We start from the raw sequence: 22,167 nt of genomic DNA, 5'->3' as shown, positions 1-22,167 counted from the left end.
ACACCAAAAAGACGCCTTAAGTACAGGCGTCTTTAATTTACATTTTGGCTCTCACTGCTCGTCGTTTCCCCGGCCAGCTGCGCCGGGAGCCGCACGTTAAATTCGGTTCCGCTTCCAGGAGCGGAATCGACCTCCAGCGTTCCTTTAAAATCCTCCACAATTTGAAACACGGTCATCAGCCCGAGACCGGTTCCGTTTGATTTGGTCGTATAAAAAGGATTTCCGATTTTCTGCAGCTGCTCTTCACTCATACCGCTTCCAGTATCCTTTATTTTCACTTCATAATATGGCTCTCCGGTCCAGTGCATGGATGTTTCCACCCGCAGCACGCCTCCGTCCGGCATCGCTTCCAGACCGTTTTTGATCAGATTCACAAACACCTGGGATAATTTCTTGCGGTCCCCTATGATTTCCGGAAGATCATCAAAATTCGTATAAATGAACGTTTTGTTTTTTACAGCCTGCTGGCTGTAAAGCTCGAGCAGTTCTTCAAGCAGGCTGTTCACCTGAATACTGTGTTCATCGCCGGAGCTGGTAGGTCTGGCAAGACCAAGCAGATCTTCCACAATGCTGTTCATCCGGTCAATTTCGTTCAGTACTAAATCGTAATGCTGAATATCCTTTTCTTTTTTCGCCGCCTGGCGGAACAGCTGAACGAATCCTTTGATAGTGGTGAGTGGGTTCCTGATTTCATGTGCAAAACCTGCAGACAGCTGCCCTACCATTTTCAGCTTTTCGCTTCGGACAAGCTCATTTTCCATGTCCTTCTTTTCTGTAATATCGTTAAATATAAGTACAATGCCCTCAGAGGACTCCCGGGAATCCACGGGAGGGAGAACTGTCATATTCACTAAGAAAGTACGGTTTTTTCCATTGATTGGGGCTTCGATTTCTTTCATTTCCAGCTGCATGTCATTCAGGCGGTGTGCTTCTATTTCCTGTGCGAACATGCGGAAGTCTTCAGATTTTTGCATTACCTGCTGCACGGAGTGTCCGAGTGCCTCTTTCCGGTCGAGTCCAAACAGCTTTTCACACATAGCATTAAACGTGGTGATATTCGTAAAATCTCTGGAAACAGCTATTACCCCGTTATCTGTCGTTTCCAGAATCATCGTGGACTGGCGGTGCCCCCGCTCTCTTTCTTCAAGCTGTTCTGACATATGATTAAATGTATTAGTCAGCACGTCCACTTCTTCGTAGGCATTGGTCTGCAGCGGAAACACCTTTTTACCTATTGCAAAACGGCTTGTCGCTTCTGCAAGGCGCTCGACAGGATGCACAATGTATTTGGACAGCTTAAAAACGGCAAACACCGTAATAATCAAAACAATGCTGAAAACAAACAAGTAGCTGTAGACAAGCTGCCGGAGATTCGCGTAAAATCCGCTTTTTGGTACCGTATAGCCGACGTACCATTCATTTGCCAGACTTCCTACGTTTTCCACCGGGGTAACTACGGAAACATCATTTCCGTGCTCAATCAGCTGATCCTCCTGCCCCGCGATCAGCTCTTCGATAGAATTTTCTTCCATTCCCTGCTCTTCAAGAAAGCTTTCCTCAAGCACGTAGCCCGAGTTCGGGTAAGCAATGTATTCCCCTTCATTATTAACGACAAAGGCCTGACCGGAAAAACGTTCATGCTCGCCCATTTTATTCAGGCGCTGCCAGAGCACTTCCCACAGCGCATTTTCATTAATTGAGGGGGAGATGACAGCCATCACATTTCCTGCATCATTTTCCACCGGTCCTGCGAGAGGAATAATTGGCTGCTTTAAAATTGGATCTATAAACGCTTCTTCAAGTGTTGGATTTCCCTCGCGTGCCTTCTGGTACCATACGCGGTCGGAGACGTTTTTGCCTATCACTTCATCCCGGGTGGACGTAACAATATCTCCATTCGTATCTATGTAAACAATGCCCATATATAAATTTTCCGCTTCCACCATTTGTTCAAGCTCGTTTCGTATATCGGAAGGCTCTGCATTCTCATCCTGCAAAACGGGATTCATCGTCATCATATCCAGATCATTCATTCGTTCCGACAGAACACTTTCCATCGTTAACGACAGATTATTGGACAACGAAAATAAAGAACCCTCAAGCTGGGATTCCATTTCTGAACGCTGGGATTCGAACAAAACCACCCCAAAGATTAACAGCGGAAGCGCTGTTATGATTAAGGTGATTACCAGAAGCTTAGAGCGGAGTTTTCTCAATGTATGTTCACCTGCGTTTCTCTTACTGCCGTAACAATTCACCAGTTTCGCCGGATTTATGTAAAAAACCTCCGGTGCACTGTTCACGCGCCGGAGGATGCATAACAATTTAAATAAAACAGGAAGAGTCCCAATGTGCCGTCAAACGAACTTGTTTTTGAACCTGCTCATGGCAGGTGGGTGCCTTGCTTGTTCGTTCATACTTCCCCAAACATTGAGGCTTGTACTCCAGAACAAGACGACAGGCTCCCAATGTGAATGTGTTGGCTCAAAACGATCAGTGCTTCACGAACACCTCAGGACTCTTCACATTGTTTGATTATATATTAGCACTTTCGTATAATTCGGTCAAGAACGTTACTACAACATTCCAAGGTGGCCAGAGCCTTAAAAGGAGCAGATGATGACAGAAACACTAGCCAGGCTTAATGCAACGTATACAGAACACGTAATTGAGGATTTTCAGAAAAAACGGGTCCCTGTGGAAATCCCTCTTTGCTTGAAAGAAGATCATATCGCCTACGGCCACGATCAGGAGATTTCTTACCCTCTCAAGGAAGTGCTCGACGTATCATACCGCTATGAACCTGGAAAAATAGGTTTTCTTTACATTCACACGATTCAGGGCATCCGCACTTTTCAGATCAATTCAGACCCCGGTGTTTTTGTTGAAAAGTTTCATCAGCTTGACCATTTATAGCTTTTTATTCGTCTTCCTCGTCTTTTTCAAACACATCGAGCTTAAGATGAAGTTCATCAAGCTGTCTGCTGCTGACTTTCCCAGGCGCCTGAGTTAATGGATCGGTTGCGCTCGCCGTTTTCGGGAAGGCGATCGTATCTCTCAGATTATTTCTGCCTGCGAGGATCATGACAATCCGGTCAAGGCCAAACGCTATGCCACCGTGTGGCGGTGCACCGTAATCAAAGGCTTCCATAAGAAAATCGAACTGTTCTTTCGCCTCTTCTTTATTAAATCCAAGAGCCGTAAACATTCTCTCCTGCAGATCTTTTTCATAAATACGCTGCGATCCCCCGCCAATTTCATAACCATTCAACACGAGGTCGTAAGCCTCGGCTCTGATATCTTCCGGCTTTGTTTCAAGCAGGTGGGCATCGTCCTCCACCGGCCGTGTAAATGGATGGTGCATCGCTACATAGCGGTCTTCGTCTTTGTTATATTCCATCAACGGAAATTCTGTGACCCATAGGAAATTAAAGGTGCTGCGGTCAATCATGTCGAGCTCTTTTCCGAATTTCAGGCGCAGGGCACCAAGAGAATCCCAAACCACCTGGTGGCTGTCTGCTCCAAAGAACAGTAGATCTTCTGCTTCTGCTCCCATCGCTTCCCGGAGCGATGCTGTTTCCTCATCGCTTAAGAACTTCGCAACCGGGCCTTTCAGTTCCTCTTCCTCTACCTTCAGCCAGGCAAGCCCTTTCGCCCCGTAGGCAGCCACAAATTCTGCCAGATCGTCAATTTCCTTGCGCGACATCTGGTTAGCCACGCCTTTGACGTTCAGTCCTTTAATGATGCCTCCCGAAGCCGCAGCATTTTTGAATACTTTAAAATCACTGTTCTTTAAAACATCGGTCAGCTCTACAAGCTCCATGCCAAATCTTGTTTCCGGCTTGTCGGATCCGTAGCGGTTCATCGCTTCATAATACGTCATACGGGGGAATGGTGTTTCAATGTCGACACCGCGCGTTTCCTTTAACAGCCCGGCCATCATTGTTTCCATCATGGAGAACAGGTCCTCTGTGTCCAGAAAGGCCGTCTCAATGTCCACCTGGGTAAATTCTGGCTGCCGGTCAGCCCGCAGGTCCTCATCCCGGAAACAACGTACAATCTGGTAATAACGCTCAAATCCCGAGACCATTAAAAGCTGTTTAAACAGCTGCGGGGACTGTGGCAGAGCATAAAATTCCCCGGGGTGGACCCGGCTTGGCACCAGATAGTCTCTTGCGCCTTCAGGGGTGCTTTTGGTGAGCATCGGTGTTTCCATATCGAAAAAATCACGGTCATCGAGAAAACGGCGGATAAACCTGGTTGTCTGATGACGGAGTTTGAACGTCTCCTGCATGTCCGGACGCCGAAGATCAAGGTAGCGATAGCGGAGCCGGACATCTTCAGAAACGTTAGTATCTGCTTCAATCTGAAACGGAAGTGGTTTTGAGGCATTCATAATTGAAAGCTTATCAACCCGGACTTCCACCTTTCCGGTCGGGATTTTTTCATTGTACGTTTCTTCATCGCGCTGTACGACAATTCCTTCTACGTCGAGCACATATTCACTGCGGACCCTTTCCGCTGCGTTCAGTGCCTCCTGGGACTGTTCCGGAGTCGCTACTATCTGCACGATCCCCGAACGGTCCCTGAGATCAATAAATACCACCTGGCCCAGGTCCCGGCGGGTCTGGGCCCAGCCCTTCAATCTTACCTTTTCGCCTATCAGCGCTTCCTGAATGTCTCCGCAATGATGCGTCCGTCCTATCATTGTGCTTTCCTCCCTGTACGTTCCTGCATAGTAGTAATAAATGCCGACAGCGCCACTTCTTCCTGCGTGCCTGTTTCCATATTTTTAATGTTAACTGCTTCTGCTTCCAGCTCATCGTCGCCAATGACCACGGTAAAGGTACTGTTTGTACGGTCCGCGGCTTTAAACTGGGCTTTTGTTTTACGGTCCATGTAATCCTTATCGGCTTTGACGCCTGCTCTCCGGAGCTCATGCACCAGGGAAACGGAGCGTTTTTTGGCTTCTTCTCCCATTGCTACAATGTAGCAGTCCAGGTTTTTTTCTGCCGGCAATTCAACGTTCTGGGTATTGAGTGCCATCAGCAGCCGCTCAATGCTAAGCGCAAAGCCGATACCAGGCGTGTCCGGTCCGCCAATATCCTCAATCAGCCCATTGTAGCGGCCACCGCCCATAAGCGTTGTAATCGCGCCAAAGCCTTCTCCTTCAATCATAATTTCGAAGGCCGTGTGGGTGTAATAATCAAGACCGCGTACAAGGTTCGCATCCACCTCGTAAGGAATGCCCATTTCATCAAGCATTGTTTTCACCTGGTTGAAATAGCTGCTTGACTCTTCATTTAAGTGATCAAGAATAGAAGGCGCATCTGCCATCAGCGGGTGGTCTTTATCCTTTTTGCAGTCCAGAATCCGGAGCGGATTGGTATGCAGGCGCTCCTGGCAGTCACTGCAGAATTCTCCGATACGGGGCTCAAAATGAGAAACAAGCGCCTCACGGTGAGCCGTGCGGCTCTCCTTGTCCCCAAGGCTGTTGACAACCAGCTTAAGGCCCTTGAGATTCATTTCTTCATAAAACTGCATGGCAAGTCCGATAACTTCTGCATCAATCGCAGGATCCGCACTTCCGATCGCTTCCACGCCGAATTGCACAAACTGCCTCATGCGTCCGGACTGTGGACGCTCATAGCGAAACATCGGCCCGGTGTAATACAGTTTCACCGGTTGTCCGGCCCATCCGTACATTTTGTTTTCTACGTAGGAACGCACGATAGAAGCCGTATTTTCCGGGCGGAGTGTGAGCTGTCTTCCGCCTTTGTCTTCGAACGTGTACATTTCTTTTTGTACAATATCCGTGGAGTCCCCCACTCCCCGTGCAAACAGCTCGGTTTGTTCAAAAACAGGGGTTCTTATTTCACTGTAGTTGAACCGGCTGCAGATATCGTCTATTTTTTGTTCAATAAACTGCCATTTTTCCGACTCGCCCGGCAGTATATCCTGGGTCCCTCTTGGAATTCGATAAGCCATGCTCTTTCCTCCCTTAATATGTTCACTCTTTCCACATAAAAAAACCGTCCCTCATGAATCATGAGGGACGGTTGATCCGCGTTGCCACCCTAATTGAAACGACACTCGTTTCCACTTTATGCCTGTAACGAAGGCGTACGTTTATTCCTACCGGCTGCTTGGCAGCGTTCGAAATAAAACCTACAAAGTGTCTTTCAACAGGGGAGAAAGAGAAGGACTTCCAGCCTCAGGTCCTTCCTCTCTGGCAGTCTGCCGCGCTGTTTACTTTCTTTATCATCGGCTTTAGCTGTTCTTCTGTAAAACAATCTTACGAATCTTCCCGGGGATTGTCAACCATTTCCCTGGCTTTTCGGGGAATCCAGTATGAGTGTCACCGGGCCGTCATTCGTAAAAGATATATCCATATCCGCGCCGAACACTCCTGTTTCCACATGAACACTTTGTTCTGCGAGAAGGTCGTTAAACTGGAGGTAGTACGCTTTGGCCTGCTCCGGCGGGGCCGCCTCCATAAAGTTCGGCCGGCGTCCTTTCTGCGTATTACCATAGAGCGTAAACTGAGGAATAGATAACACGCGGCCTCCCGCGTCGAGCACAGACCGGTTCATTTTCCCCGCTTCGTCTTCAAATACGCGGAGATTACTCACCTTCTCGGCCATCCACGCCAGGTCCTTTTCCGTATCTTCTCCGTGAATGCCTACAAAAAGCACCAGTCCTGAAGATATTTCTCCTGTTATTTCATCCCCGACGCGGCACGCCGCCTCTTTGCTTCTCTGCAGTACCACTTTCACGCTGAACGACCCTTTCTTTCCTGCAAATCGTTAATGCATCACCCGCCGTACGGAATAAATGTCAGGAAGTCCCTTAATTTTATCCACGACCCGGCGCAGATGATCGGTATTGCTGATATTTACTGTTACGTGAATAATAGCCATTTTGTTTTTATCTGCTTTGCCGCTGACAGCACTCATGTTGGTTTTCGTTTCAGTCACCGCCTGCAGTACAGCGTTTAAAAGCCCGCGCCGGTCATAGCCAGTCACTTCAATATCTACATTATAGTTTTTCGATTTCTCAGCTGCGCCTTCCCATTCCACAGACAACAGACGTGGTTCTGAATCTTCGTTTTTAATATTTGGACAGTCGCTACGGTGCACGGAAACACCCCGGCCTTTTGTAATAAAGCCTACAATTTCATCGCCGGGAACCGGGTTACAGCACCGCGATAGGCGCACGAGCAGATTATCGACGCCTTTCACTCTAACTCCGGCACCAGTCTTTCTCGTCGGCGTTGCAGGCTGTACGTCTTTAACGGCTTCAGCTACAGACTTTTGTTCAGCGGCCTGCTCCTGCTCCTGGCGGGCCCGGTCAGTCAGCCTTGTAACGATCTGCTTCGGACTGACCCCGTTATATCCTACTGCCGCAAACATATCTTCATCGTTGGAAAAGCTGAATTTGTCAGCTGTTTCCTGCCGGTTCTCTTCGTTTAATATCTCTTTTGGCTCGTAGTTTTGCGCCCGCAGCTCGCGCTCCACCATTTCACGGCCTTTTTGAATATTTTCTTCACGCCGTTCTTTTTTGAAAAACTGCTTAATTTTGTTTTTGGCATGAGAGCTCTTCGTCAGCTTCAGCCAATCCTGGCTGGGGCCGTAGGAATGCTTGGACGTAAGCATTTCCACAATATCGCCGGTAGTCAGCTCATGATCGAGCGGCACCATTTTGCCATTCACCTTTGCCCCAATCGACCGGTTGCCGATCTCCGTATGAATCCGGTAGGCGAAATCAATCGGGACTGAGCCTCTCGGAAGCTCAATGACATCGCCCTTTGGCGTGAACACAAATACCATGTCGGAAAACAAGTCGATCTTGAGTGATTCCATAAACTCCTGGGCGTCCGGCGTATCATCCTGCCATTCCAGAATTTCACGGAACCAGGTGAGCTTGTCTTCAAGGGACTGTTTGTTCTGCGCGTCTTTGCCTTCCTTATACGCCCAGTGGGCTGCTACACCAAATTCGGCGATACGGTGCATTTCCCTGGAGCGTATCTGTACTTCAAGGGGCTCACCGTTCGGCCCGATGACGGTCGTATGAAGAGACTGGTACATATTAGCCTTCGGCATGGCGATATAGTCCTTGAACCGGCCCGGCATCGGCTTCCAACAGGTGTGAATGATTCCAAGCACGGCGTAACAGTCTTTAATGCTGTCAACAATAATACGTACAGCCAGCAGGTCATAAATTTCATTAAACTGCTTTTTATCCTTCACCATTTTTCGGTAAATGCTGTAAATATGCTTAGGCCGCCCGTACATTTCGGCATTGATTTTTAAATCATTCACGTTTTCCTGAATGTTATCAATCACCTGGTCAATGTATTCTTCCCGTTCGGCACGCTTTTGTTTCATCAAATTCACAATGCGATAATACTGCTGGGGCTCGAGGTAACGGAGCGCCGTGTCCTCAAGCTCCCATTTGATTGTGGAAATACCTAATCGATGAGCAAGCGGGGCAAAAATTTCCAATGTTTCATTAGAAATGCGGCGCTGTTTTTCCGGTGGAAGATGCTTCAGGGTCCGCATGTTGTGCAGGCGGTCCGCAAGCTTAATCAGGATCACCCGGATATCCTTGGCCATTGCGACCACCATCTTGCGGTGGTTTTCCGCCTGCTGCTGTTCCTTCGATTTGTATTTAATTTTTTTCAGCTTCGTGACGCCGTCCACAAGCATGGCAACTTCGCTGTTGAATTCCCGTTCGAGATCTTCAACGGTCACTTCTGTGTCTTCAACCACATCATGCATAAAAGCAGCTGCGATCGTATCAGGATCCAACTGCAGTTCTATTAGAATACCGGCTACCTGAATAGGGTGCAGGATATAAGGCTCGCCTGACTTCCGGTATTGTTCCTGATGGGCTTTTTCTGCATAATGATAAGCTTTATCCAAAAAAGCGACATTCGCTTCGGATAAATAAACGCCCGCTTTTTCCATTACTTCATCAATCGTCATGGAATCACCCTTATTCGCCTTTCCACCTTATAATAGATACACGGTACACCTACCGGATATAAATATCTGAATATGAAGAAATATAACGCTAATTGACTCTAATTTCAAGCCTCAGGCCTTTTTTCCGCCGCAGACTCTTCCAGGTATAATAATAACCCCCGAACCACTGGTTGGCAGGGGGCTTAAGACAAATATCCTTATTAATCAAACGTGACTAGAGAATAGATATTGTAGTCATTCAATTCTTTGTTGTTTCTTGCATCCAGATAGGAAAGCTCAATAAAGAATGCGAGGCCGGCCACAACTCCCCCCAGCTTTTCCACCAGCTGCACAGTAGCTCTTACGGTGCCTCCAGTAGCAAGCAGGTCATCGGTGATAAGCACACGCTGGCCGGGCTTAATGGCGTCTGTATGAATCGAGAGGCTCGCTTCCCCGTATTCCAGGCCGTAATCTTCCGTAATGGTTTCCCGTGGCAGCTTGCCTTCTTTGCGGATCGGTACAAATGCTTTTTCCATTGCATAAGCAACCGGGCACCCGACTACAAACCCTCTTGCCTCCGGTCCAACAATTACATCAACATCGTGCTTTCCGGCAAATTCGATCATGTTGTCGATCGCCTGCCGGTACACCGGGCCGTTCTGCATAAGAGTTGTAATATCTTTAAACCGGATTCCCTGTTCAGGAAAATCTTCGATCACTGTTATGTAATCTTTAAAGTCCATGGTTTACCTTCTTCCTAATATCTAATATAGTTTCTTCCTTTTCCGGCAGCCAGGAAAGGAGCCGTTTTTTTAATTGCGGAAACGGAGTAAACATCAATTCCTGCTCGACATTTCTCGCCTCCATTTTTTCCTGGTAGGAGGAGGAGTCAGTTAAATCTTTTTTCGCAGGCTTTTCCTCTGCCGAGACAACCGCATCTTTCATTTTAACAAAACCTAATTCAAAAAACACTTGGCTCATAAAAAACAAATCTTCCGTCTTCCACTGTTTATGTTCGGCCAGTTTCCTGCCCTGACTGTTCAGATCAAACGAACCGCGCTTTTTCAGGAAAGCATAATACCATTTAAACTGCTCTCTTGAAGGCATCGAATGAAAATACGCTTTTTCTCTTCCCTGAAAGTATACATAAATGTTCGCCGCCTGCGGGAACACCGCAAGTGCCTGCTTCAGTGTTTCAAGAGAGGCCGGCATATCCGCTATCACTACATTCGCAGCGTGATGAGTCCTTCCTTCCATATCGGTACCGTTAAGAACGGCAGCATGTCCCGCAGATGCCGCCAGCTCTTTCCGCTGTTCTTCTGTGAAAGCCAGAACTGCCGTATCTGTATTGTCCGCAAACGTCACCCGCTTTTCTTTTCTGCGGTCAAATATTTGTATCTGCTCCACCTTCGCATCCTTTAAAAATAGCTGAGGCTTGCGGAAGCCGTTCCATTCATTAATACTCAGCTCCCCCACCACGGAGACCTCTTCATTTTCTGTCAGGCTTTCCGATAAATACCCGAGATGAAATCCGACACAATCAAGTTTTTTCCCGCCAGCAGCCAGCGCCATCTTCAAGTGATTTTTCGATGCGCCTATCGTTTTCACTGATTCGAGAACCGTTTTTTCAATCCGGAAAACCGGCTTTGGATTACCAACGCCAAACGGCGCAAGGTTCCGCAGGTCTTCGACCGCGTCAATGGTAATGTCACTTACCGAAACATGCACGTCAATGTGCGTCGCCGGAACAAGCAGTTCGCTGCTCAGCGTTTCTTTTGCCTGGCTGACCATGCGGGTTCTCAGGGTGTCGATATCGGCAGGGTCCAAAGACATGCCCGCCGCCATTGGGTGCCCTCCGAACTTTTGGAGCACGTCGCGGTTTTTCGAAAGCTCCTGGAACATATCGAAGCCTTCAATGCTTCTTGCCGAGCCTTTGGCCTCCCCACTTGCAGCGTCAATACTCATAACGATTACCGGGCGGTAATACCTCTCCACCAGACGACTTGCCACAATGCCAATTACACCGGCGTTCCATCCTTCTCCTGCCACAATAATGAATGGATTGTCTTCCACGGGAAAGTTCGTTTCCACCTCTTCCACCGCTTCTTTGGTCATACTTTCAACAAGCGATTTGCGTTCATTATTCAGGTCATCGATCATTTCCGCCCACGATTCTGCTTCGTCAAGCGTAGCTGCAGTCAGAAGATGCACAGCGGGATCTGCTTCTTCCATACGGCCCGCTGCATTCAAGCGCGGACCCATTGCAAAGCCGACATGGTCTTCTTCAAGCTGCTCCCCTTCAATGCTGCATATTCGTTTTAACGCCTGAATGCCGGGGAGTTTGCTGTTCGTTAACAGGTCGAGTCCCCACTGCACGAACAGCCGGTTTTCCTCCACGAGCGGTACAAGATCACTGATCGTGCCAAGCGTGACAATATCGAGCCAGTGAACAGGCTCCTCGGGAAGAAGAGCATGCGCTAGCTTATAGGCGACCCCGACCCCCGCAAGCTCTTTAAACGGATACGCGCAGCCCGGTTTCTTCGGGTTAATAATCGCGTACGCAGGCGGCAGCTCCGGAGGTGGTTCGTGGTGGTCGGTAATAATAACATCCATGCCTAAATCATTGGCGGCCTGGATTTCATTAACCGCCGCGATGCCCGTATCCACGGTAATAATAAGTGAGGCTCCTTCGTCATGAGCCGATTGAAAAGCCGGAACGTTCGGTCCATATCCTTCCGTAAACCGGTTAGGAATATACCAGCCAAACGAAGCTCCAAGCTCGCTTAAGAGCCGGATCATAATAGTGGTACTCGACACTCCGTCCGCATCGTAATCTCCGAAAACGAGAATACGTTCTTTATTTTCAACCGCCTGCTGAATACGGCGGACAGCTTCTTCCATTCCATCAAGCAAATACGGGTTATGTACAATAGACCAGTCATTATGAATCATCTGCCGGACTTTCTCTGCTGATTCAAATCCTCTTGCAGCAAGAAGCCGCGCAGATATTACACTTACATTCAGCTCTTTTTTAAGCTGTTCTGCAAGACGTTCGTCCACATCGGGCTGATGCCATCTTGTTCGTGACTGCAGCATATATCTCTTCCTCTTTTCTTGCTTTAGCGTTTCAAACGATCCTAATCTGCATTCACTATTGTATCGAAAATACTCGCGGGATAAAAGCTATTTTATCTGCACCACCTTCCATAAAAAAAGCTTCTTTTCCCGGGAAAGGGAAAAGAAGCGAAATTTACTGCATTTATGATGAACGGCTCGATTTGTCTTTATCATTATCTTCATGCGTGGTGCCGGCTGTTCTTGATCCGACAGCAGCGCTGTGATCATTCGTAGCTTTTCGGAGCCGGCGCACTTCTGCTTTCAGCTTATAGATACGGAACATGCTGAGAAATCCTGCCACCATCGCTCCAAGCAATACAGAAACCAAAATGACAATAATCAGCGGCCATTCTCCTGTGCCAAACAATAAATTCACTTCTACACTATTTACATTAATCACGGCAAAAACAGCGATAATAAGTGCTAAAATAAGTCCCATGATTAAACCTGTTTGTGCTTTCATTTTTTCACTCCCTTCACAATCTGTGTTCTCCTTTATTATACCCGTATAATTGCAAAAATAACCATAAAAAGCCTCCCTTCAAAAAGGGAAGCTTTCTGTTCAGGACTCCGGTTCTTCCTCTCCCGGCGCCTTTTCACGGGCCCGTTTAATTTTTTTCCAGTTCCAGATCACCCACACCTGGGCAGCCAGGAAAATGGAGGAATACGTTCCAGCTACCAGGCCGACAAGCAGTGCCAGAGAAAAGGACCGTATGCCTTCGCCTCCGAACATAAACAGTGCCGCTGCCGCAAATACTACTGTCAGCACAGTATTGATGGAGCGGGTGAGCGTCTGGTTCAGGCTGACATCCACTACTTCTGCAAGATCTTCAAACGATTCAATTTCCTCTGCCGGGGGCATGTTTTCCCGGATCCGGTCAAACGTCACAATCGTATCGTTAATGGAATAACCTACAATCGTGAGAACCGCTGCAATAAACGGCACATTCACTTCCACCTGCAGCAGGCTGAAAAAGCCAATAATAAAGAAGGCATCGTGAAGAAGGGCAATAATCGAAGCAACTCCGTATAAAAACTGAAAGCGGATCGTGATATAAATTATCAGTCCGAGCGAAGCAATCAGCACAGATATAAATGCATTCTGCGCCAGCTCCTGGCCGACCTGAGGAGAAACGGTGCCCGTATTTGGAACGCTTCCGTATTCTTCTTCAAAATACGTCTGCACCGCAGCTATTTCCTCCTGGGAAAGCTCTCCGATGAACCGTGCGGAAGCAATTGTATTATTATCTCCGCCAAGTGTAATATCGTCCGGCTCCAAATTCCCTTCCACCTCTTCAAAATCAGAGCGAACCTGTTCTTCAGTTAATGGCTCATCTGCAGAGACCTCTACTCTTGATCCGCTTTGAAAGTCGATGCCCAGGTTTAAGCCGATCGTTGACAAAAGGATGGCTCCGGCAAGAACATAGGCGAGAGTAATCAGAAAAAAGACATTCCGGAATTTGACGAAAGGAATCACTCGTTTTAAGATCTTCCTGCTGTTATTAAGGTTCATGGATGTCACGCTCCTTTACGCCAAACACCTTCGGTTTTTTATTAAAGATCCGGCTGTTCACCCATAGACCGAGAAGCAGCCTTGTACCAAGCACTGCCGTAATGAAGCTTACCATTATGCTCACGATCAGCATCAAGGCAAAGCCCTGAACCGAGCTTGTTCCGAAGTAGAAAAGCACCCCGGCAGCAATCAGGGTTGTGACGTTCGCGTCGATAATTGTACCGAGAGACCTTCTTGCTCCTGAACGGTACGCCGATAAAATGGATCTGCCGTATTTGATCTCTTCTTTAATTCGTTCATACGTAATAATATTCGCATCCACAGCCATGCCGACCCCAAGGACAAGTGCCGCTATGCCAGGGAGTGTGAGCACGCCCTGGATAAAGTTAAACATCGCAAGTACAAAATAAATGTATGTACTGAGCGTTAACACAGCGATAAACCCAGTAAAACGATAGAACACGAGCATGAATAAGAAAATCAGCCCAACGCCAATAAACGTGGCAAAAATGGTTTTATCCATGGCCTGTTCACCTAGCGAAGCACCAACCGAGTTCGAATATACCTCCTCGAGCTCTACAGGAAGCGATCCCGAATTCAAAATATCCGCAAGATTTTCCGCTTCTTCGACACTAAAGTCGCCTTCAATCTGGATGTCCTGTGTATACAGTGGCTCGCTCACTGCCGGAGCAGAGATGAATTTTGGATCATCCTTCATGGCTTCCTCTTCGTAGGAATCCCCTTCTTCGTAATCCAGCCAGATGACCAGCCGGTTGTTTGGAGGCTGGTATTCATTAATAATATTTTCCGTTACTTGTCCAAACTGGTCCCCGTCTCTTAAGGAAACTGTGACGATTGGGTTGTTTGAATCGTCAAAGTTTACCGAAGCACTTTCTTCCTGGATGTCACTTCCGGAGAGCCGTTCATTATCATCCACGTCCCTGATGCTCAGGTTCGCTTCTGTAGAAAGCAGCTCCCGTGCGGACTGCTGATCTTCAACACCAGCGAGCTGCACCCGTATACGGTTGTCACCTTCAATGGTAATATTCGGCTCGGAGACACCTAAAATGTCCACCCGCTGCGTCAGCGCAGCTACCGTGTTCTGCAAAGTTTCATCTGTAATTTCCTGTCCTTCTTCCTGAGGCTCCACTTCATAGAGCACTTCAAATCCGCCCTGAAGATCAAGCCCGAGGTCGATACCGTTCACAATTTTCTCCGACGTTGGGATCATTAACGCCGCCAGCGCAAAAATAATTAAAAAGAAATAAACAATCCTTGATTTCTTTACCATTACAGGTTCATCCTTCCGTGCTTCGATCCGCCGTTATATGATACTTCCGCTCCCATAAATAAACCAGAGCGGAGCGTGCCGCCTGGTCCATCTCTTTTGTATCCGTGCCGTTCAGTGTTTCTCAAACAAAAGCAATTATACGTATGCGCAGAATTAAATGTCAATCGACCTTTTCTGCTATATTACCGCTGACCTGGGCCAGTATTTCCTCCAGTGCTTCATCATAGTTTTTCTTTTGTTCAATCTTTTTATACGATTCGATCGTTTTCTGCTGCATGTAATCGTGCATTTTCATATGCAGTATTGTTTGCACAATTGTATGTAATGCCGGCTCTGCCTGACGCTTTTTCATTTGGTTTATGCTCATTTCCCAGATTTCGTCTATATGTATGTTTTTGTATCCCAGAGTTTCAAACTCCTTCACTTTGCTCTCAAGTACCGGATAAACAACAAGCTTCCATTCTTCCCAGGCTTTTTCCATTAGAGCACCTCCTGCTTTTCATTATACTTAACCATGAAGATGTGGCAAACATACTTTTTTCACAGGATGAAAAAATCCCCGTTTATTCATAAACGGGAATTCTGTACAAACTATTCATTTACTGTTTCGCGGACCGCGTTACGATCAAACGTCAATTTCATGTTGCCGTCTACTTCCACGATAAGTTTGTTTTCATCAATAGCATCGATGGTGCCGTGTATACCGCCGATAGTAACGATACGGTCACCCTTCTGCAGATTCGCATGCATTTCCTTGATCCGCTTCTGCTGCTTTTGCTGCGGACGAATCAAAAGGAAATAGAATATGAGAAACATCAAAACCAATACGATAATTGTACTCACTGTTTCACCCCTTGTCCCTTTAGCTTCCCCGATCTAGAAATTTTTAGCATCCGGACGGTTAAAGCCGTATTGTTCAAAAAAAGTTTCCCGAAAATCGAGCAGACGATCTTGCTGGATAGCCTCGCGTACTTGCTGCATTAAAGACAGTAGGAAATACAGGTTATGGTACGAAGTAAGCCGGACGCCGAACGTTTCTTCACTTTTGATCAGATGCCGGATGTAAGCCCTCGAGTAATTGCGGCAGGTATAGCACCCGCACGCTTCATCGATCGGGCGGAAGTCTCTGGCATTTGAAGCGTTTCTTACGACCAGCCTGCCTTTGCTTGTCATACACGTTCCGTTTCGGCCGATTCTTGTTGGAAGAACGCAATCAAACATGTCTATCCCACGGATAGATCCGTCAATTAACGCATCTGCCGACCCGACTCCCATCAAATAGCGTGGTTTGTTTTGAGGGAGAAGCGGGGCCGTATATTCCAGCACTCGGTTCATCGTTTCCTTAGGCTCTCCAACAGATAATCCGCCTATAGCGTAACCCGGAAAGTCCATTGAAATCAACTCTTTTGCAGATTTTTCACGCAAATGCCGGTAATCCCCGCCCTGCACGATTCCAAATAACGCCTGATCCTCTGGACGGGCATGTGCCTCAAGACACCGTTCAGCCCATCTGGTCGTCCGCTCAACAGATGCTTTCATGTATTCTTCCTCGGCCGGATAAGGCGGACATTCGTCAAATGCCATCATCACGTCGGCACCAAGAGAATTTTGGATCTGCATCGCTTTTTCCGGAGAGAGAAATAATTTGGCTCCGGAAATATGGTTCCGGAAATGAACGCCTTCTTCTTTAATATCCCGCAGCTTGCTTAGACTGAAGACCTGAAACCCTCCGGAATCGGTGAGAATTGGCTTATTCCAGTTCATGAATTTATGCAGGCCGCCGGCTTCTTCCACAATATCTTCGCCGGGCCGTATCCATAAATGATACGTGTTGCTTAAAATCATCCCTGCACCCATCGACTCCAGTTCCTCCGGGCTTAATGTTTTTACGGTGGCAAGCGTCCCCACCGGCATAAAGGCAGGAGTGTCAAACGACCCGTGCGGTGTGTGCACTTTGCCGAGCCGCGCTCCTGACTGTCGGCACGTCTTAATATGTTCGTATGTTACTGCGGTCATTCGTTATTTCCTCCCGAGTGTATAAGCATTGCATCCCCAAAACTGAAAAAGCGGTACCTTTCGCGTATGGCTTCCCCGTAGGCCCGGAAAAGAAATTCCTTCCCGGCAAGAGCGCTCACAAGCATCACCAGTGTAGATTTTGGCAGATGGAAATTCGTCAAAAGCGCGTCAATTCCCCGGAACGTGTAGCCTGGATAAATGAAAATATCCGTCCAGCCTCTCGCTTCCATAAATTTATTTTCCTGTTTGCCTGCCACGGTTTCGAGCGTACGCGCTGACGTCGTCCCCACTGCAACTATACGTTTGCCCGCTGATTTCGTTTCATTTAAAATTTCGGCTGTTTCCTGCGGCAGATGATAAAATTCCGCATGCATATCATGCTCCTCCACCGTTTCGGCGGATACCGGGCGAAACGTCCCTAGTCCGACATGCAGTGTTAGATGCGCCGTACGAATACCTCTTGCTTTCAGCCGTTCAAGCAGCTCCGACGTAAAGTGAAGGCCTGCCGTAGGGGCTGCAGCGGATCCGTAATGCTCGGCATACACAGTCTGGTACCGATCCTGGTCTTCGAGCCTTTCTTTGATATACGGAGGCAGCGGCATTTCACCAAGCTCCTGAAGAATCTCAAGAAAAATACCTTCATAGGTAAACACCATCTCCCGGCCCCCGTGCTCAAGCACCTTCGTGCATTCTGCAGTCAAACGTCCGTCCCCGAAGGTGACTACGGTTCCAGGTTTCACTCGTTTCGCCGGCTTCACAAGCGTCTCCCACGTGTCACCCTCCTGCTGCAGCAGCAGCACTTCAATCCCGGCACCGGTCTCTTTCTTTTCCCCGATTAGTCTTGCGGGCCATACTTTTGTATTATTGAGCACTAAACAGTCCCCGGCCTCAAGGTGATCTTCAATTTGATGAAAGCGTTCATGCGCAATTGTCTCTTCCTTCGTATTCATCACAAGCAGCCGCGACTGATCCCGTTCTTTCAGCGGCTGCTGTGCAATCAGCTCTTCCGGCAGTTCAAAATCAAATTCATTTATATTCATGACTAACCCTTCCTATTCGTTCAATCACGTAAAACCAAAAGCTATTATATAGGAGTTTACTGTTTTATGCACGAAAGAAATCCAGCACCGCAGAGTACTGGCTCCTTAAAAAATCTCATGTATTTTCTTCCTGATACGGATAACCGAAATGCTCGTACGCAAGCGGAGCTGCTTTTCTTCCTCGCGGGGTCCGCTGTAAAAATCCGATCTGCATTAAATACGGCTCATACACGTCTTCAAGCGTATGGGCCTCCTCCCCGATCTTCGCCGCTATTGCCTCTACGCCGGCCGGACCGCCCCGGAAGGTTTCAATCAAGCCGAGCAGGTATTTATGGTCAATGTGGTCAAGGCCGAGCTTATCCACCTGCAGCCGTTCGAGTGCATGATTCGCCAGCTCCATCGTGATGCTTCCGTCTCCCTGCACCTGCGCAAAATCACGTACCCGGCGCAGCAGCCGGTTCACCACCCGGGGAGTTCCACGGGATCTTCTGGCGAGCTCGTAGGCTGCTCCTTTATCAATATTGAGCTGGAACAAATCCCCCGAACGCCGGACGATTTCAGCCAGGTCCTCCTCCACGTAGTACTCCAGGCGCGCGTGCACCCCGAAACGGTCTCTGAGCGGAGCGGAGAGCAGGCCCGCCCTCGTAGTGGCGCCAATCAGCGTGAACGGGGGAAGATCAAGGCGGACAGAACGAGCAGAGCTGTCCTTGCCAATTACGATATCGATACAAAAATCCTCCATCGCCGGGTAGAGGACTTCCTCCACCGCCCGTGGGAGCCGGTGTATCTCATCGATAAAAAGTACGTCACCGGGCTCAAGAGCTGTCATGACCGCGGCCAGATCTCCGGGCCTTTCAATAGCAGGGCCGCTCGTCGTCCGGATGTTCACATCCATCTCACGGGCGATAATCATGGCGAGCGTCGTTTTCCCAAGCCCAGGGGGCCCGTAAAGCAGCGTATGATCAAGCGGCTCTTCCCGAAGCTTCGCCGCTTCAATAAACACTTCGAGGTTTTCCTTTACTTTCCGCTGGCCGATATATTCCCGGAGGCGATCCGGGCGAATACTTTGTTCCACCAAATCTTCTCCTGATTCTGCTTCCTGAGAAACAATTCTATCCTCCAAGAATTTTTCCTCCTCCATTTTCTGCTATGTGAGCATCCACTGCAGGGCTTTTCTTACATACTCATCCGCACTCAGCTGTTCTTTTTCCAGATGAGGGCGTACTTTTTTGATTTCTTTTTCCCCGTAACCGAGAGCCGTCAGTGCTTCAAGTGCTTCCTCAAGGTCTCCCCCCGGCTGCTGCTCGTCAAGCAGAGACACCGGCGCTCCTGCTACTGTTACCGCATCGTAAACACCGGTCAATTTTCCTTTCAAATCGATAATCATCTGCTTTGCCGTTTTTTTACCGACTCCCGGAAATTTCGTTAAAAACGTTTCGTCTTCGTTTTCAATAGCTCCTACCACCTGCCCCGGATCTCCGGAGGCAAGAATCGCCTGGGCACCTTTTGGCCCTATCCCCGACACCTGCAGCAGCTGTTCAAACAGCTCGCGCTCTTTTCTTGAGCGGAAGCCGTACAGACGATTCACGTCCTCTTTTACATACTGATATGTATATACTACTGTTTCTTCATCCGGCTGCTGGCCGTTAAACACAAAAGGATTGGAGCAATAGATTAAATAGCCGATGCCGTTGTTTTCAATCGTGACGGTATCTCCCTTTATATGATCCACGCGTCCCTTTACGAATTCGATCACTGTGGTCCTCTCCTTGCCTTATTGAAATGCGAACATGCTTTCCTATATCATAGCAAAGATCGTCCCTGTTGAAAAATGACTATTCGCCCAGTCTTCCAAACGCCCGGGCATTAAAAACCTTCCACCGGCGGGGTGAAAGGTTTACGAGGAAACTTCCAGACGTTCCATCTGCTCTTCTTCTGCTTCAAAGTTATGGTACACGCTCTGCACATCATCGTTATCTTCAAGCGTATCGATCAATTTGAGCATTTTCCGGGCATGCTCATCCTCTAAATGGGCTTTCGTTTCCGGAATCATGGTAACCTCCGCTGTAGAAAAATGATACGTATGCTCCATAGCCCCTTTTACAGCTTCAAAATCATCGGGCTCCGTGTAAATGTAAAAGCCGTGGTCATCGTATTCCACATCATTCGCTCCGGCTTCTACCGCTTCAAGCATGAACGTGTCTTCATCGGCTTCAACATTTTCACGGTCCACGGCCAGAAAGCCTTCTTTATTGAAAAGAAAAGAAACGCAGCCATTCTCCCCGAGGTTTCCTCCATTTTTGTTAAAGGCGGCACGGATATCCGCCACAGTCCGGTTTTTATTGTCCGTTAACGTTTTTACCATTACAGCAGCTCCGCCAGGGCCGTAGCCTTCGTACGTCATTTCTTCATACTGCAGTTCCGCGCCCTGTCCTTTTGCTTTTTTGATGGTCCGCGTAATATTTTCATTTGGAATATTCGCTGCCCGTGCTTTTGTAATCGCCATACGCAAACGAAGATTCTGGTCGGGATCATCTCCTGCCTCCCGCACAGCGGCGAAAATCTCCTTCGACAATTTCGTGAATATTTTTGCCCGCTTGGAATCCTGAGCTTCCTTGCGGCGTTTAATATTATTCCATTTCGAATGTCCTGCCATTACGTTTCCCCTTCCTGTCTTCACCGCCCGATATAGAATAAAACGGCGGCAGTTTTTAATTTACAATAAAAACACTTTACCGCTATGATATAGAGTAGCAACCAACAAAGTGAGGTATTGTTATGCCTAATCATCCTTCTAAAAAAATGCTTGGAGCCGACCGGCGCAAGCAGCTGCTCGAATGGCTTGAAATCTCCACCCGGCCGCTGACCGGGAGCTCTCTTGCTTCAAGGGCGAGCGTCAGCCGCCAGGTCATCGTCCAGGACATGTCTTTACTGAAAGCCCAGGGGCACCCTATTCTCGCTACGTCCCAGGGCTACATCATTATCAAAAATAAGGATACGGGACAGACAGTACGAAAGCGCGTAGCCGTCTCCCACCCTTCCGATCCGGACAGTACCCTCGAGGAGCTGTACCTGATCGTAGATCACGGGGGGAAAATTATTGATGTTTCCGTCGAGCATCCCGTCTATGGCGACATCACCGCATCCTTAATGATTGAAAGCCGGATTGATGCGGACCGCTTTATTGAGAATATGAAAAACACAAATGCTTCCATGCTCTCAGAGCTGACTGCCGGCGTGCATCTTCATACCATTGAAATTCCTTCGCATACCCAGTTTGATGTTCTGCTTGAAGCTTTGAAAAATCATGCCTACCTGATTAACGAAGACAATTAGCCTGATGTCCGGCTGTCTACTTTCGCCTCGGCTGTAGAAAGTTCAAAGCACGGATAATGCCCGAGAACCCGGACGCCGAACCCGAGCGCTTCAAGCTCCGCAATAACGCCTGGAATCAAAATATCGTCTTCCGGCTGCTCCACGTCCATGACAAAAAAGTAGTTTCCAATCCCGGTCTTCATTGGACGGGATTCAATTTTTGTTAAATTTAATTTCCGCCATGAAAAGGCTGCGAGCACTTGATGCAGAGCGCCCGGGTAATCGGACGGCAGCGTAATGACCATCGTCGTCCTTTCGGTTATTTTTTTTTCTTCCGAAAGGCTTTCCGCTCGCTCTTCACTGCCTGCAAGAACCACAAATCGGGTATGGTTATTCGTATAGTCATGAATGTTTTCCTTTACGATCTCGAGACCATACTGCTCCGCAGCAAGCCTCGTCGCAATAACCACGCCTTCAGCAGTACCTTCACTCAGTTTTTTTGCAGCGGCGCTCGTGGAATTCGTGAATTGTGCTTTTGTCTCCGGCATCCACCTGCTTAAAAATTCATGGCACTGGGCGATGGCATGCGGGTGCGAATGTACAAATTCCGCCTGCTGCCATTGTTCCTTTTCCTCGGGAAGAGCCAGCAGGTGCTGCTCAATCGGCACGGTCACTTCCCCAATAATCGGCAGTTCATGCTTATGAATCAAATAGTCCAGGGTCACGTTCACCGAGCCTTCAATCGCATTTTCAAGCGGTACGACAGCAATATCTATCTCCTGCTGCTCCGTCAGCTTCATCCCTTCTGCAATCGTATCAAAGGGCTCGAGCACCTGCTCATGAAACAGCACCCGGGCTGCCATTTCTGTGAAAGTCCCCCTCGGGCCAAGATATCCTACTCGCTTCACT

General features: G+C 48.2%; 20 protein-coding genes, 1 other RNA gene and 1 other annotated feature. Of the genes, 2 read left to right on the top strand and 19 right to left on the bottom strand.

Features of this window, described 5'->3' with window-relative positions:
- Positions 1-32: 32 nt before the first annotated feature.
- Positions 33-2,216 (bottom strand): ATP-binding protein, encoded by a 2,184-nt coding sequence (locus tag ACTRXI_RS06940; protein ID WP_474261733.1) that lies wholly within the window; start codon positions 2,214-2,216, stop codon positions 33-35.
- Positions 2,217-2,339: 123 nt separating this feature from the next.
- Positions 2,340-2,522, bottom strand: a non-coding RNA gene (ssrS, locus tag ACTRXI_RS06935) — 6S RNA.
- Positions 2,523-2,619: 97 nt separating this feature from the next.
- Here ssrS and ACTRXI_RS06930 point away from each other — a divergent pair.
- A complete protein-coding gene (locus tag ACTRXI_RS06930; RefSeq protein ID WP_474261732.1) occupies positions 2,620-2,916 on the top strand; it encodes a hypothetical protein in 297 nt (98 codons plus the stop codon).
- A 4-nt stretch (positions 2,917-2,920) separates the two neighbouring features.
- Here ACTRXI_RS06930 and aspS read toward each other — a convergent pair whose 3' ends face one another.
- The 16 genes from aspS to ACTRXI_RS06850 all read right to left on the bottom strand — a co-directional run bounded on the left by aspS (position 2,921) and on the right by ACTRXI_RS06850 (position 20,599).
- The gene (gene aspS / locus ACTRXI_RS06925) at positions 2,921-4,708 is read right to left on the bottom strand and encodes an aspartate--tRNA ligase (RefSeq protein ID WP_474261731.1); all 1,788 of its coding nucleotides are present in this window, start codon (positions 4,706-4,708) and stop codon (positions 2,921-2,923) included.
- Positions 4,705-5,988, bottom strand: a complete 1,284-nt coding sequence (gene hisS / locus ACTRXI_RS06920) for a histidine--tRNA ligase (protein WP_474261730.1) — start codon at positions 5,986-5,988, stop codon at positions 4,705-4,707. The genes aspS and hisS overlap by 4 nt, the downstream gene beginning before the upstream one ends.
- 60 nt (positions 5,989-6,048) lie before the next feature.
- Positions 6,049-6,274: a binding site (T-box leader), on the bottom strand.
- A 43-nt stretch (positions 6,275-6,317) separates the two neighbouring features.
- Positions 6,318-6,776 carry a D-aminoacyl-tRNA deacylase gene (dtd, locus tag ACTRXI_RS06915; RefSeq protein WP_474261729.1) on the bottom strand — a complete coding sequence of 153 codons (459 nt, stop codon included), beginning with the start codon at positions 6,774-6,776 and terminating at the stop codon, positions 6,318-6,320.
- A gap of 30 nt (positions 6,777-6,806) precedes the next feature.
- Positions 6,807-8,987, bottom strand: a complete 2,181-nt coding sequence (locus ACTRXI_RS06910) for a RelA/SpoT family protein (protein WP_322525709.1) — start codon at positions 8,985-8,987, stop codon at positions 6,807-6,809.
- 200 nt (positions 8,988-9,187) lie between these two features.
- Complete coding sequence (locus tag ACTRXI_RS06905) at positions 9,188-9,709, bottom strand: adenine phosphoribosyltransferase (protein WP_474261727.1); 522 nt, start codon at positions 9,707-9,709, stop codon at positions 9,188-9,190.
- Positions 9,699-12,062 carry a single-stranded-DNA-specific exonuclease RecJ gene (gene recJ, locus ACTRXI_RS06900; protein ID WP_474261726.1) on the bottom strand — a complete coding sequence of 788 codons (2,364 nt, stop codon included), beginning with the start codon at positions 12,060-12,062 and terminating at the stop codon, positions 9,699-9,701. The genes ACTRXI_RS06905 and recJ overlap by 11 nt, the downstream gene beginning before the upstream one ends.
- Positions 12,063-12,225: 163 nt before the next feature.
- The gene (locus ACTRXI_RS06895; RefSeq protein WP_474261725.1) at positions 12,226-12,546 is read right to left on the bottom strand and encodes a LapA family protein; all 321 of its coding nucleotides are present in this window, start codon (positions 12,544-12,546) and stop codon (positions 12,226-12,228) included.
- A 99-nt stretch (positions 12,547-12,645) separates the two neighbouring features.
- Positions 12,646-13,596: a protein translocase subunit SecF gene (gene secF / locus ACTRXI_RS06890; protein ID WP_474261724.1), complete on the bottom strand. Its 951-nt coding sequence runs from the start codon at positions 13,594-13,596 to the stop codon at positions 12,646-12,648.
- Positions 13,586-14,887 carry a protein translocase subunit SecD gene (gene secD, locus ACTRXI_RS06885; RefSeq protein WP_474261723.1) on the bottom strand — a complete coding sequence of 434 codons (1,302 nt, stop codon included), beginning with the start codon at positions 14,885-14,887 and terminating at the stop codon, positions 13,586-13,588. The genes secF and secD overlap by 11 nt, the downstream gene beginning before the upstream one ends.
- A gap of 160 nt (positions 14,888-15,047) precedes the next feature.
- Positions 15,048-15,368 carry a post-transcriptional regulator gene (locus tag ACTRXI_RS06880; protein ID WP_474261722.1) on the bottom strand — a complete coding sequence of 107 codons (321 nt, stop codon included), beginning with the start codon at positions 15,366-15,368 and terminating at the stop codon, positions 15,048-15,050.
- Between the two features lie 110 nt (positions 15,369-15,478).
- Positions 15,479-15,730 (bottom strand): preprotein translocase subunit YajC, encoded by a 252-nt coding sequence (gene yajC / locus ACTRXI_RS06875; RefSeq protein WP_474261721.1) that lies wholly within the window; start codon positions 15,728-15,730, stop codon positions 15,479-15,481.
- 33 nt (positions 15,731-15,763) lie between these two features.
- Positions 15,764-16,903 carry a tRNA guanosine(34) transglycosylase Tgt gene (tgt, locus tag ACTRXI_RS06870; protein ID WP_022793795.1) on the bottom strand — a complete coding sequence of 380 codons (1,140 nt, stop codon included), beginning with the start codon at positions 16,901-16,903 and terminating at the stop codon, positions 15,764-15,766.
- The gene (queA, locus tag ACTRXI_RS06865) at positions 16,900-17,943 is read right to left on the bottom strand and encodes a tRNA preQ1(34) S-adenosylmethionine ribosyltransferase-isomerase QueA (protein WP_474261720.1); all 1,044 of its coding nucleotides are present in this window, start codon (positions 17,941-17,943) and stop codon (positions 16,900-16,902) included. The genes tgt and queA overlap by 4 nt, the downstream gene beginning before the upstream one ends.
- 115 nt (positions 17,944-18,058) lie before the next feature.
- Positions 18,059-19,066, bottom strand: coding sequence for a Holliday junction branch migration DNA helicase RuvB (ruvB, locus tag ACTRXI_RS06860; protein ID WP_298788075.1), 1,008 nt, complete (start codon positions 19,064-19,066; stop codon positions 18,059-18,061).
- Between the two features lie 24 nt (positions 19,067-19,090).
- The gene (ruvA, locus tag ACTRXI_RS06855; RefSeq protein WP_474261719.1) at positions 19,091-19,699 is read right to left on the bottom strand and encodes a Holliday junction branch migration protein RuvA; all 609 of its coding nucleotides are present in this window, start codon (positions 19,697-19,699) and stop codon (positions 19,091-19,093) included.
- A gap of 141 nt (positions 19,700-19,840) precedes the next feature.
- A complete protein-coding gene (locus ACTRXI_RS06850) occupies positions 19,841-20,599 on the bottom strand; it encodes a YebC/PmpR family DNA-binding transcriptional regulator (protein ID WP_474261718.1) in 759 nt (252 codons plus the stop codon).
- 122 nt (positions 20,600-20,721) lie between these two features.
- Between ACTRXI_RS06850 and ACTRXI_RS06845 the strand changes: the two genes are divergently transcribed.
- Positions 20,722-21,279, top strand: a complete 558-nt coding sequence (locus tag ACTRXI_RS06845; RefSeq protein ID WP_474261717.1) for a 3H domain-containing protein — start codon at positions 20,722-20,724, stop codon at positions 21,277-21,279.
- Here ACTRXI_RS06845 and pheA read toward each other — a convergent pair.
- A complete protein-coding gene (gene pheA, locus ACTRXI_RS06840) occupies positions 21,276-22,166 on the bottom strand; it encodes a prephenate dehydratase (protein ID WP_474261716.1) in 891 nt (296 codons plus the stop codon). The two genes, ACTRXI_RS06845 and pheA, sit on opposite strands and share 4 nt — an antisense overlap.
- Position 22,167 lies beyond the last annotated feature (1 nt).

This window comes from Marinococcus sp. LNHM4E3-1 (genome assembly GCF_056034405.1).
This window is presented reverse-complemented; position numbering and strand designations above follow the sequence as displayed.